Source organism: Williamsoniiplasma luminosum (assembly GCF_002803985.1).
In the GTDB taxonomy this organism is placed as follows: domain Bacteria; phylum Bacillota_I; class Bacilli_A; order Mycoplasmatales; family Mycoplasmataceae; genus Williamsoniiplasma; species Williamsoniiplasma luminosum.
In genome coordinates this window covers 834,758-847,257 of sequence record NZ_CP024963.1, presented here as the reverse complement: position 1 = coordinate 847,257, position 12,500 = coordinate 834,758, and the positions used below count along the sequence as shown (strand labels likewise).

Sequence of the window (12,500 nt, the reverse complement as noted above, 5' to 3'; positions counted from 1 at the left end):
GAAAAAAGAATCTCGTTAGAGATTCTTTTTTAAATTAGTTATTTTCTGAACTAAGGTTTTAACCTTGTCCTAAACCTTTAGCTTTTCATTCTTCAAGAATCATATCTCTTTGGCCTTTTGCTAAACGGTCTTTGTATTCAACAAATCTTTCTTTACATTCTTCTAATTCATGTAAAGCTTCTTTTTGATCACCTCAACCATTGATCACAACTGTTTTCTTTTGCAATGCTTTGTATTGCAAGAAGAAATTTTCAATTTCATCACGTAAATGTTGTGGAACATCACTTAATTTTTCGTATGATTTAAATCTTGGATCATCATTAAAAACACCAAATAATTTTGTGTCAATTTCTCCAGCATCAATCATTTTAATTGAACCTAAAATACGCACATCAACTTCAACACCTGGTAGAGTTGGGTAAGTACATAAACTGATTACATCTAATGGATCACCATCTCAATCTAAGGTATTTTCAACCATTCCATATTCTCCTGGATAGAAGTTTGCCCCATATAAAACACGATCTAATTTAATTTTTCCACTCACTCCATCAACTTCATATTTATTTGATGAACCTTTAGGAATTTCAACAATCATTGGAATAACATTTTTACTCATTTAATTTTTCTCCCTTTTGACTATTATTTTACATTAATTTCTTTAAAATATAAACAATGGAAGTATGTAAGTGTGAAGAAAGAAAAAAAGCCTAAAATCAACTCGAATAAAAATCTAAAAAACATTTGAGGCAACAAATTTGACACTTCAGAAATCAACCGCCGTAATCGAAAAATAATTATCAAAAATTATTTTTCGTTATCAATTAAAAAGATTACGTTGATTTCAATGATGTTAACTTTGAATATTGTTGTTTCAGCGTTTTCAAAATTTGTGATTGGCATGGTTCCAATTAATGGTTTTTTTGTTTTGGAAGTTTCTTTTTTTACAATCTTGATTTTTCTTTTGATCACCAATCTATTTTATACAATATTTTTTATTCAAATGACCACTTGATTTAGAGTTGTGTTTGGGGATGAATGGGTTGGATTATTAGCAATGGATTTAATTGATTCATATTTTATTATTATCTTTGCCTTCATTTTATTTATTGTGAAATATTTAATGGTTAAATTTAAAACACCGAATATTTTGAACAAAGTTTTTTGATTGCAAATCCCAATCTTCATCATTGTTATTTTATTAACAGCTGGTTTTGGGACATTATTGAACTGAAGTTTTTTATTAGATATTTGAAACGCCCCCAAAGAAACCCAAATCGGTTATTTACCAATTATTTTTGGATTAAACATTGCCAAATATTCGATCAATGTTTTCATTTTTATGTTGCTATATAAACCAGTTTTAATCTTAATTAAAAACTATCAATTTTAATTTTTTCAAAGATGGTGCTTGTAAAATTCAGTTTCTTATTTATAATTTTTATAAATACAAGGATATAAATATACATGAAAAATAAAGAAAAAAAATCTCCAAAAGATTTTGATTTGTTAACTGAAACGAATGAAGCTAAAAAAGAACATTCAGAAACACAAGATCATTATCATGACGAGAAGCATTATGATGCAAAAGGAAATGTTGATTACATCACAAGAGAAGATTTTAGAATTAGAAACCATTTTAAATATACACGTCGAAATCTAATTTTAAAAATCTCGCTGACCGCGCTATTTTTAGCCCTTTCAGTGGCGGCCGCTGCTATTGATATGGCTTTAGAAATTATTGCCATTCCAATTGGACAATTACGATTATCAACAAGATTTATTGATGTTGTAGTGATTTTTTTAGCACTGCCTGTTGTTGGACCTTTGTTCGGAATGCTGATCGCTTTTGTTGAACCTTGAATTCATTTGATGATTGACCCGAACCACTTACCATTGCAAATTTTAGTTGATGCAATCACAAATACAATTATTGTTTTAACCACTTGATTTGTTTTTTATATTGCTTTTAAAAATTCACCGATTCATAAAGATCCAAATAAAAAAATTGATTTATATAAGAGAACTATTCCATTAATTATTATGTTTTTTGTTTCTACAATTATTGCTACTTTATTGTTTGTTTTTGCCTTGTTTATTCAAGACAAAAACATGGTCATTCATGCTGACCATGACCATGATCACATTCAATGAGAGAATTTAAACTGAACAATTATTGGTGTGGTTTTAGGAATGAATTTCTTAAGATTTGCTATTGCTTATACAACATTCTTTTTCATTGAAGTGAGAATGCGCCCGATTAATCACCGATATCGTTAAAAGAAAACTATATTCTTATGGTTTTTAGTATAATTAATTAAGTTAAGATAAGTGAGGTAGTTTATGTCAGATCAATTTGTATCGAGAAAAGAAATTCATAAAGACACTATTGCCTCGACTAACAAACAAATTGAAATTTTGAAATTGCAAACCCAAAACAGTCGCTACTTATCATCAATCACCGATGCTTTAAATGCGATTGATAAAAACCATTTTACTGAAGTTTTAGACGAAATAAATACAACTTTAAAAACTGTTAATTTTTATGTGGAAAATGATCATTCTAAAAAAATTATCAATCCTGAAAATCAACAAATTTTAGAAGAATATTTAAATCTTTTAATCAAAGCTAATCAAGTAAATGATGATGACTCAAGTAATGATTTAAATGCAAAAATAGAAGCTAAAATTTCACAAGATGTTTTATCTTCCTTATCTTTACAAAATCTACTGGATCGAATGAAAAAAATCATTGAAGAAAGAGGACAAAAATTAGAAGCTTGAGCTAAAAAAAATAGCAATGACATTGGTATTGCTTCCAATCCATTTCAAGACTCTCGAACTTTAGAAACTTTAATTCAGCAAAATAAAGATGTCGAAGTTCTGACTTTGGTGAAAGAAACCAAAGCTCAAATGCACCATAAAGTGGCTGAAATAAATATGCAAAAAAGTAAATATAAAATTAAGTATAAATGATTTTTAATTTCTGCTCCAATCTTGTTAATTGGAATGATTGTGGCAATTGCTTTGCCGTTTATTTTTTAGAAAGGAATATATGAAAGAATTAATTATTGCTGTTGATGGAACTGCTGGTTCTGGTAAAAGTGAAACAATGAAAAAAGTTGCCCAGCAACTTGGGTATAATTTTATTGACACTGGTTTAATGTATCGAGCTTTTACATTATTTGGTTTAAAAGCAAAAATTAACTTTTCACATTCCCAAGAAATCATTGGTTTAATTCCTCAATTTAATTACAAAGTTCAAAATGATTTAGTGTTTTTGAATGATGAAAATGTGACTGAACAATTACAAAGTAGTGATGTGTTAAAAGCAATTAATAAGGTGACAGTTATTCCTGAAGTGCGAGCAATGATGGTTGAAAAACAACGTCAAATCGGGAATGTTCCAGGCACAATTGCGATTGGTCGCGATATTACAAGTGTGGTTTTACCCAATGCTGATTTAAAAATTTATCTCGATTGTTCACCTAAAATTAGAGCCCAAAGAAGGTATGCCCAAAATGTTGCAAACAACATTTTGGATATGCATGTTGAAGAAATTGAAAAAATGATTATTGCAAGAGATTTCAATGATAAAAATCGTCAGGATGGACCATTGGTCTTAACCAAAGATGCTTGATACATTGATAACTCCAATTTAACATTAGAACAAACAGTCGAGCTGATCATCAACAAAATCAAAGAAATAAAGAGGGAAAAATAATGGCAAAAAAAAGTATCGTCGCAATTGTCGGGCGACCAAATGTTGGTAAATCATCATTATTCAATAGAATTATTCGTGAACAAAAATCAATCGTTGAAGACATACCAGGAGTAACTAGAGACAGAATTTATGGGAATGCTGAATGACTGACAAGAGAATTTCTTGTCATTGATACTGGAGGAATTACTTTAGCTGATGAAATTTTTGCCAAAGAAATTAAAATTCAAGCCGAAATCGCAATGCAAGAAGCCGATGTGATTATTTTTGCTTTAAATTTCAAAGAAGGTTTAACTGACCAAGATCATATGATTGCAAAAATTTTATATAAAACCAAAAAACCAATTATTTTAGTTGTCAATAAATATGATAAAAAAGGTTCTGACAATGATATGTTCGAATTTATGTCATTGGGATTTGGAAATCCAATTATGGCCTCATCAACACACGGAATTGGGATTGGAGATTTACTTGATGCGGTTGTTTATCAATTACCAAAAGTTGAAAATACTCAAAAAGATGATACACCCAAAATTGCAATTATTGGAAAACCAAATGTTGGTAAATCTTCTTTGGTAAATTCTTTGGTTGGAGAAGAGCGCATGATTGTTTCTGACATCGCTGGAACTACTCTGGATTCTGTTGATACCCAAGTTCAATATAATAATAAAAAATATGTTTTGATTGATACAGCTGGGATTCGTAAAAAAGGAAAAATTTATGATGGGATTGAAAAATATAGTTACTTAAGAAGTCTTGGTTCAATTTCTAATGCTGATATTGTCGTTTTGATGATTGATGGAACACAAAGCATCACTGATCAAGATACAAATATTGGTGGTCTAGCTTTCACTGAACACAAACCAATTATCATTGCTGTTAATAAATGAGATTTAGTTAAAAATAAAGAAAAAGCGATTTTAGAAAAAGAAGAAGAGATTAGAAGTTATTTTAAATATTTACAATATGCCAAAATTATTTTTATCTCAGCTCATGACAAAATTAGAATTGGAAAAATTTATGATGCTGTTGATCACATTAATGAAATGTTGAAAAAAACCATTAAAACATCTGTTTTTAATGAAATTTTAAACCGTGCTCAACTTGTCAATCCAGCTCCTGATCATAATGGTGGAAGGTTAAGAATTTATTATGGTTCTCAAGTTGAAGCTTATTTACCAACATTTGTCATGTTTGTAAATAACCCACATTATGTCCACTTCTCATACAAACGGTTTTTAGAAAACCAAATTAGATTACAATTTGGTTTTGAAGGTGTACCAATTACACTAATCTTTAGGGAGAGAAAATAATGAAAAAACAAATTACAATTATTGGAACTGGTGCATATGGCACATGTTTGGCAAACGTTTTAGCAGATAATGGACATGATGTTGTGATGTACGGAATCGTTGAACAACAAGTTGATGATCTTAATATTTATCACCGTAATTCGACCTTTTTTAATGACTTAAAATTTAATGAAAAAATCAAAGCAACAACAGATTTAGCAGCTGCTTTAGCTAAAACAGAAATTCTGATTTTAGGAGTTCCTTCTAAAGCTTTAAAATCTGTGATTGCAGATATTTTAAAAATTCTTAATCACAAAGTTATTGTGATTAACACAGCCAAAGGACTAGAAGAAGAAAGTTTAGGATTGTTATCAACGCTTGTGAAAAAAGAATTTGCTAAATCTGAGCTTTTAATCGCTTATGCTGCGATTTATGGGCCTTCAATCGCTAGTGAAGTGGCAAATAGAAAACCAACTGGTGTGATGCTGGTTAGTGATGATCTGAAAATAGCGACAGATTTAGCCCCAATTTTTAGAAATGAATATTTTGCAGTTTCCCCTTGAGATGATTTAGCCGGTTGTGAAATTGGAGCTGCCTTGAAAAACGCGATTGCGATTGGAAGTGGAATTTTTGATGGAATGGGGATTGGTGATAATGCTCGTGCATCCTTAATTACAGTTGGCCTGCAAGAAATCTATGAAATTGCCAAAAAATTCGGGGCAAAAATGGAAACTTTTCTCAATTTTGCCGGATTAGGAGATTTAATTTTAACTGCGACCTCAACAAAGTCAAGAAATTATTCGCTTGGTCAATTAATCGCCAAAGAAAATAACCCTCAAATGACAATAGAAAATCATAAAATTACAGTTGAAGGTGTAAATGCGACGAAAGTTGCTTATAATATGTTTGTTGAGTTTAATATCAGTTCGGAGGTTTTTAAAAACCTATACGAAATTTTATTTAACTACAAAAGACCAATTATTCTGGTCAACAATTTTTTAAAAATGAAAGAGGAAAAAACAAATGACTAAAAAAGAAATCGCAGAAATAGTAATTAATACTGAAAACTTATCAAAGGCTCAAAGTGAAAGAATCATTACATTAATATTTGATGAAATTGCTAAAAGCTTAAAAAGTGGAGAAGAAGTTTCAATTGCAAATTTTGGTAAATTTTCAGTTGCTGCACGTGATGCACGTGAAGGAATTAACCCAGCAACTAAAGCAAAAATTACAATCGCTGCTTCTAAATCAGCTAAATTCAAACAAGCTAAACAATTAAAAGAATCATTAAATTAATCATTTAAAAATTAGGATAAAAAATAAAGTTACCAATAACTAAATTGGTAACTTTATTTTTTTGCAATTTGCATTTTTAAACAATTTAAATAATCTAATTTTAATTGACTGTTTAAATAAATTTTTTGCGTGTTCAGTTCAAATCATTCATATGGGATATGTTGTTGATTTGTTTCAACTCAAGTTTTTAAAAATAGATAATCAACAAAATAAAAACTGTCATGTTCCCCAAAATAAATAATCAAAAAAGCAATTCCTTGATTTTGAATAATTTGATTCATTTTTAAAATTTGACTTTTTCTGATCATTTTTCAATCAAAAAAATTTTTATAAGTTTCTTTGGCTTCAAATTCAAAATAATAGCCTTGATAATTACCAATGTAATCACAAGCCTCATGCTTTAAAAATGAATGATCATTGGCTTTGGTAATTACTCAATTAGTTGGAATTTTAATGACTAAACATTCATTGTCGATTTTAAATTTTTCATGCGTCAGATTGAGAATTGTTTCTAAAAACATCCCTTGTTGGTTTAATGGTTGCATATTCACCCCTATATAGATTAGAAAAATGTTAAAATAAATGATGGAGAAATTATGCAAAAAATAAAAAATTTTACAATTGAAGAATTACAAACACATGAATTTTCGATTGAATTACAAGGTTATAAGATCGAAGAAGTGAATGTTTTTATCGATGATGTTCAACAAGACTATATTGCTTTTAAGTCTGAAATTGAACACTTAACCAATGAATTAACTCAAACTCAAAACAACTTAAAAAATCTGAAAAATGAAAACGTCAATCTGAAAGAACGCAGTGAAGTTTTTTTGGCTTCACACAACAAACAAATCAAAGAAAATCTTTCAAATGCTGATATTTTTACACGTTTATCAAGTTTAGAAGATTCAATGAAGCGATTATTGAGTTATTTTGAAGATAATTCTAAATAATTTCCAAAAACCACTTGCAAAAATAGAAAAAATAATCAATACTATTATTGAGGTTAGGGTTTCCTTTCCTCGAAGTTTATTGTTCTCATATTTCGAGTATATTTATTTTATAAATTTATAAATAAATATATCTTATTTTAAAAATTTTCCTTCTTTGGAAAATGCAATTAATAAAAATATTTTCTTGAATCCCATCTTAAAAAGATGGGATTTTTAATTAAAAAAGTATACAATTAATAAGAGATTTTGATAGTCAATCGCTGTATCTGAAAAAAGATATAGAGGAAACTCCACGCTTGCACAATCTGCGATGATTGTAGTGTTTGTGCTAAACGAAAAAATAAGTTTAGGCATTATTTATGATGACGGCAAAACTAACCTAAGGGAAACTATGGAATGGTTTGAGGTGCCACAGAGACGAGTAAAGGGAAACCTGGAAATGGAACGCGGTAAACCCCACAAGCAAGAAACTCAAATTTTGGTAGAGGAACTTAACAACAAGAATTGAATTGAAGTTAGGATCGAAAGATAGATAGATGATTGACACAGGAAACTGAACAGAACGTGGGTTATGCAAAATCTCGTATTTTTTAATAGGTTGTTTATGGAAAAAATAGTTCAAAAAATTATAGAAATTTTAAAAGATCAAAAGCTAAAGTTAGCTAGTGTTGAATCTTTTACAGGGGGCATGTTCGCCAATGAACTGACCAATGTACCAGGTGCTAGTGAAATCTTTTATGGTGGAATGATTTCTTATTCAAATGAATTTAAAATCCAACAATTAAAAGTCAAAAAAGGACTTATTAAAAAATATGGTGTTGTCAGTCAAGAAGTGGCTGAAGAAATGGTGGTCAAATTAATCAAAAAAACTAAAGCCCATGTCGGGATTAGTTTTACAGGTAATGCCGGACCCACAAGCAATAATCAAGAACAAGTCGGGGTTGGTTATATTTGTGTTTGATATTTGGGGTCTTTGACCTGTTTAAAGGTCGTTGAACCCGAAATGAGTAGAATTGAGTTCAAAACTAACGCTATTTTGATTGGTTTTGAAGAAATATTGAACAAAATTGAAAAAAATTCCTAATCTTATATGGAGGGAATTATGGAATTAATAAAAAATCAAGGAGAAACAAAGATGGCATCGAATTTAAAAAACGTTTGAGAAGACGAAATTTTAAAAGATGTTTTGAAAGAAATTGAAAAGCAATTTGGACATGGAACAATTATGAAACTCGGAGACGATGATGAAAATCTGAAAGTTGAAGCGATTTCAAGTGGAAGTTTTTTAATTGATCATGCAATTGGAATTGGGGGATACCCAAAAGGCAGAATTATTGAAATTTATGGTCCTGAATCATCAGGAAAAACAACAATTGCCTTACATGCAATTGTTGAAGCGCAAAAATTAAATGGGAATGCAGCATTTATTGACACAGAGCATTCACTTGATCCGAAATATGCTAAAAATTTAGGAGTCGATATTAACAATCTTTTAGTCAGTCAACCAGACAATGGTGAACAAGCTTTGGATATTTTAGAAATGTTAGTCCGCTCAAATGCGATTAGTGTGATTGTTTTAGATTCAGTGGCAGCGTTGACACCAAAAGCTGAAATGGAAGGTGACATGGGTGACCAATCAATTGGATTACAAGCAAGATTGATGTCAAAAGCGTTGAGAAAATTAAATGGAATCATTTCCAAAACAAACACGATTGTGATTTTTATCAACCAATTACGAGAAAAAGTTGGAATCACATTTGGTAATCCAGAAGTGACAACAGGAGGTAGGGCGTTACGTTTTTATTCTTCTGTGCGATTGGAAGTCAGAAAAGGTGAATCAATCAATGAAAATGGTGAAATTATTGCCAACAAAGTCAAAGTCAAAGTGGTTAAAAATAAGGTCGCCCCACCTTTTAAAACCACATTAATTACGATCAATTACAATCAAGGAATTGATCGCATGGTTGAAGTGATTGAATTGGCAGCAACTTATGATATTTTGAAAAAATCAGGAGTTTGATACTCGTATAATGACCAAAAAATTGGTCAAGGTAAAGCAGCTGTTGAACAATGGTTAAAACAAAATCCAGAAACGGCCAAAGCAATCGAAGAGCAAATTTTAGCCAAAATTAAAATTCAAGATTAAACGGTTTTAGTTGTAAAATAAAATTTTATGCTTAAAAGATAAGAAAGTAAACCTTTTTCCTTATATCATTATAAATAGGCATACGAAAGTATGCTCCACACTTTTCAAATAGAAAAGAAAATATAATGACTGAAAAAATTATAATCGGTTTACTTTCGTTTTTTTTGATTGTAGCCATTGGTTTAATCCTTTGAATCTACATCTCTAAAAGCCGAAAGAAAACTCTTGAAAATATAAAAAAAGAAGCAAAACAAGAACGAAAAAATATTATTTCGAATGCTTATCGCGATATTAGTGAAATGAAAATTTCTTTTCAAAGAGAAAGAGAAGTTAAAATTCATGAAATGGAATTGATCAAAAATCGCATCTTATTAAAAGAAGATGTTTTAGATAAGGACCAAGAAATTTTAAAAATCAGACAAGCGAGATTAGATGGATATGAAATCGCTTTAGAAAAAAGAAGTCAAGAATATGATTTTAAAATTTCTGAAGTGATCACTTCTTTAGAAGCGATCTCTGGATACTCTAAAGAAGAAGCCAAACAATATTTGATCGAACAAGTTAAACAAAGAAGTAAATTAGAAATTAACACTTTCTTAAAAAATGCTAAATTAGAAGCATATAACAAAGCAAAAGATGTTGGTGCAAACATTTTAGTTGAGGCAATGGAAAAATTTGTCACAAATGTTGTCAATGAAAAAACAACAAATCTAATTAGATTACCAAATGATGAGATCAAAGGTCGTATCATTGGAAAAGATGGAAGAAACATTAAGGCATTTGAACAATTTGGTGGCGTTGATATCATCATTGATGAAACTCCCGAAGTTGTGACCATTTCTTCATTCAACCCGATTAGAAGAGAAATTGCGACCAAAACTTTGGAAAAATTAATTCTTGATGGAAGAATTCAACCATCAAGAATTGAACAAGAACTTTTGAAACAAAAAGAAGAATTAGATGAAATAATTTTAGAAACAGGACAAAAAACAGTTCAAGAACTTGGTATTTTGGACATGGATATTGAATTAGTAAAATTAATTGGAAGATTAAAATACCGTACAAGTTACGGGCAAAATGTTTTAATTCATTGTATTGAAGTTGCTAAATTATCTGGTTCAATTGCTGCGGAATTAGGACTAAATATTAAAGATGCTATTAGGGGTGGACTCCTTCACGATATAGGAAAAGCTGTGGATTTTGAAATTGAAGGTAACCACACCACATTAGGAATTGAAAAGGCAACACTTTATGGTGAAAACGAAGTTGTGATTAATGCAATTGCAGCGCACCATGAAGAAGTACCTAAAACTTCATTGATTTCAGCAATTGTTTCAATTGCTGATTCAATGAGTGCTGCTAGACCTGGGGCGAGAAATAATTCAGTTGATGAATTTTTCAAACGTATGAGTACATTAGAAAAAGTGATCACCAAACTCACTGGAGTTGATAAAGTTTATGCTTTACAATCTGGAAGACAAATTCGGGTAATTGTTGACCCGAATATAGTTGGGGATAATGATATGGCGAATTTGATTGAAGAAATTCGTGAACAAATTATGAACAATGTGACAATTCCTGGAGAAATTACGATTACAATTATTCGAGAAACAAGAGAAATTAAAATCATTAAGTAAACTAAGCTTTTAAGGCTTAGTTTTTATTTGGTATAATAAAGTTTAGAAATAAAGGAGATTGTATGGGATTTGGTGATTTTTTATCTAAACGCATGAAGCGTTCTATTGAAAAAAATATTCAAAAATCAACTTTAACAAATGAAAATATTGCTGAGACATTAAAAGAAATTCGTTTAGCTTTATTAGAAGCCGATGTGAGTGTTGATGTTGTAAAAGAATTGATTTCGCGAATTAAAACAAAAGCTGAAGGAGGTTATATCCAAGAAGGGGTAAAAGCTCATCAGCAAATGGTTAAATTAGTTCATGATGAATTAATTGAAATTTTAGGTAAGGAATTAGCTCCTTTAGATTTAGGTAAAAAACCAACTGTGATTATGATGGTTGGTTTACAAGGTTCAGGGAAAACTACAACTGCTAATAAACTTGCGAACTTAGTTCGCAAGAAGAATTCTAAAAATCCACTGCTAGTTGGATTAGATATTTATCGACCAGGGGCGATTGACCAATTAGTTGAATTAGGTCATCAATCAAATATTCCTGTTTTTGAAAAAGGTAAACAAGACCCAATTAAAACTGCCAAACAAGCCATTGAATATGCTAATCAAAACAATCATGATGTTGTAATTTTAGATACAGCTGGACGTTTACAAATCGATAAAGATTTAATGAATGAATTAAATGAATTACGTAAACAAACAAATCCGAGTGAAATTTTACTTGTTGTTGATGGAATGATTGGTCAAGAAATTATTAATGTGACCAACGAATTTAATCGCTTATTAAAATTAACAGGAGTGATCGTGACTAAATTAGATGGAGATGCTCGTGGAGGAGCAACTTTATCAATTAGTCATATGACAAAACTGCCAATTAAATTTATTGGAGAAGGTGAAGGCATTAAGGCACTAGCTCCATTTTATCCAAAACGTATGGCTGATCGTTTGTTGGGAATGGGTGATATTGAAACACTTTATGAAAAAGCAATCGAAAATATTGATGAACGTTCAATTCAAAAAACGATGAAAAGAATGTTCATGGGACAATATGACATGGAAGATTTACGTAATCAATTAGTCCAAGTTGCTAAAATGGATAATCTTGGTGGAATTTTAAAAATGTTGGGTGGTCAAAACAAAGTCAACGAAGACCAAATTAATGATGCTCAACGTAAACTTGTTGTTTTCTCAATTTTAATGGATTCAATGACTTTAAAAGAACGACGTGATCCACGTTTATTAAAAGGTTTAACTAGAAAAAGCCGAATCATTAAAGGTTCTGGAAGAAATGAAAAAGAATTTAATGAACTTGTTAATAGCTTTGAAAAAGGTAAAAAACAAGTGATGGAAATGACCAAAATGATGAAATCTGGAAAAATGCCAAATTTTCCAGGTCGTGGTGGTAAAGGATTTGGTTCCTTTTAAGACAAAAAATGATAGTTTTTTAGAACTATCATTT

Annotated in this window: 14 protein-coding genes and 1 other RNA gene; 13 read left to right on the top strand and 2 right to left on the bottom strand. The window is 30.2% G+C overall.

All coding sequences use genetic code 4. From position 1 onward, the window contains the following. Positions 1 to 58 precede the first annotated feature (58 nt). Entirely contained in the window at positions 59 to 619 is a 561-nt protein-coding gene (locus ELUMI_RS03720) for an inorganic diphosphatase (RefSeq protein ID WP_025734561.1), read from the bottom strand. A 72-nt stretch (positions 620 to 691) separates the two neighbouring features. On the opposite strand from ELUMI_RS03720, the gene ELUMI_RS03715 reads away from it, so the two are divergent. The 7 genes from ELUMI_RS03715 to ELUMI_RS03685 all read left to right on the top strand — a co-directional run bounded on the left by ELUMI_RS03715 (position 692) and on the right by ELUMI_RS03685 (position 6,309). Next, a complete protein-coding gene (locus tag ELUMI_RS03715; protein WP_025734562.1) occupies positions 692 to 1,393 on the top strand; it encodes an ECF transporter S component in 702 nt (233 codons plus the stop codon). A gap of 74 nt (positions 1,394 to 1,467) precedes the next feature. Further along, positions 1,468 to 2,280, top strand: a complete 813-nt coding sequence (locus ELUMI_RS03710; protein WP_025734563.1) for an ECF transporter S component — start codon at positions 1,468 to 1,470, stop codon at positions 2,278 to 2,280. Positions 2,281 to 2,343: 63 nt separating this feature from the next. Beyond that, positions 2,344 to 3,045, top strand: a complete 702-nt coding sequence (locus ELUMI_RS03705) for an SH3 domain-containing protein (protein WP_025734564.1) — start codon at positions 2,344 to 2,346, stop codon at positions 3,043 to 3,045. A gap of 10 nt (positions 3,046 to 3,055) precedes the next feature. Continuing rightward, a complete protein-coding gene (gene cmk / locus ELUMI_RS03700; RefSeq protein ID WP_025734565.1) occupies positions 3,056 to 3,724 on the top strand; it encodes a (d)CMP kinase in 669 nt (222 codons plus the stop codon). Beyond that, positions 3,724 to 5,034, top strand: a complete 1,311-nt coding sequence (gene der / locus ELUMI_RS03695; protein WP_025734566.1) for a ribosome biogenesis GTPase Der — start codon at positions 3,724 to 3,726, stop codon at positions 5,032 to 5,034. Before cmk ends, der begins: the two co-directional genes overlap by 1 nt. Continuing rightward, positions 5,034 to 6,044, top strand: a complete 1,011-nt coding sequence (locus tag ELUMI_RS03690) for an NAD(P)H-dependent glycerol-3-phosphate dehydrogenase (RefSeq protein WP_025734567.1) — start codon at positions 5,034 to 5,036, stop codon at positions 6,042 to 6,044. Before der ends, ELUMI_RS03690 begins: the two co-directional genes overlap by 1 nt. Further along, the gene (locus ELUMI_RS03685) at positions 6,037 to 6,309 is read left to right on the top strand and encodes an HU family DNA-binding protein (protein ID WP_025734568.1); all 273 of its coding nucleotides are present in this window, start codon (positions 6,037 to 6,039) and stop codon (positions 6,307 to 6,309) included. The genes ELUMI_RS03690 and ELUMI_RS03685 overlap by 8 nt, the downstream gene beginning before the upstream one ends. Before the next feature lie 53 nt (positions 6,310 to 6,362). Here ELUMI_RS03685 and ELUMI_RS03680 read toward each other — a convergent pair whose 3' ends face one another. Further along, positions 6,363 to 6,854: a Holliday junction resolvase RecU gene (locus ELUMI_RS03680; protein WP_025734569.1), complete on the bottom strand. Its 492-nt coding sequence runs from the start codon at positions 6,852 to 6,854 to the stop codon at positions 6,363 to 6,365. A gap of 51 nt (positions 6,855 to 6,905) precedes the next feature. Here ELUMI_RS03680 and ELUMI_RS03675 point away from each other — a divergent pair, with 51 nt between their 5' ends. The 6 genes from ELUMI_RS03675 to ffh all read left to right on the top strand — a co-directional run bounded on the left by ELUMI_RS03675 (position 6,906) and on the right by ffh (position 12,466). Continuing rightward, positions 6,906 to 7,262: a DivIVA domain-containing protein gene (locus tag ELUMI_RS03675; protein ID WP_025734570.1), complete on the top strand. Its 357-nt coding sequence runs from the start codon at positions 6,906 to 6,908 to the stop codon at positions 7,260 to 7,262. 243 nt (positions 7,263 to 7,505) lie between these two features. After that, positions 7,506 to 7,839, top strand: an RNA gene (gene rnpB / locus ELUMI_RS03670) — RNase P RNA component class B. A gap of 27 nt (positions 7,840 to 7,866) precedes the next feature. Then, on the top strand, positions 7,867 to 8,346 hold the full coding sequence (locus tag ELUMI_RS03665; protein WP_025734572.1) for a CinA family protein: 480 nt from the start codon (positions 7,867 to 7,869) through the stop codon (positions 8,344 to 8,346). A gap of 18 nt (positions 8,347 to 8,364) precedes the next feature. Next, a complete protein-coding gene (recA, locus tag ELUMI_RS03660) occupies positions 8,365 to 9,408 on the top strand; it encodes a recombinase RecA (RefSeq protein ID WP_025734573.1) in 1,044 nt (347 codons plus the stop codon). Between the two features lie 125 nt (positions 9,409 to 9,533). Beyond that, the gene (gene rny, locus ELUMI_RS03655; RefSeq protein ID WP_025734574.1) at positions 9,534 to 11,045 is read left to right on the top strand and encodes a ribonuclease Y; all 1,512 of its coding nucleotides are present in this window, start codon (positions 9,534 to 9,536) and stop codon (positions 11,043 to 11,045) included. Between the two features lie 62 nt (positions 11,046 to 11,107). Further along, positions 11,108 to 12,466, top strand: a complete 1,359-nt coding sequence (gene ffh / locus ELUMI_RS03650) for a signal recognition particle protein (protein WP_025734575.1) — start codon at positions 11,108 to 11,110, stop codon at positions 12,464 to 12,466. The last annotated feature ends 34 nt before the right edge of the window (positions 12,467 to 12,500 follow it).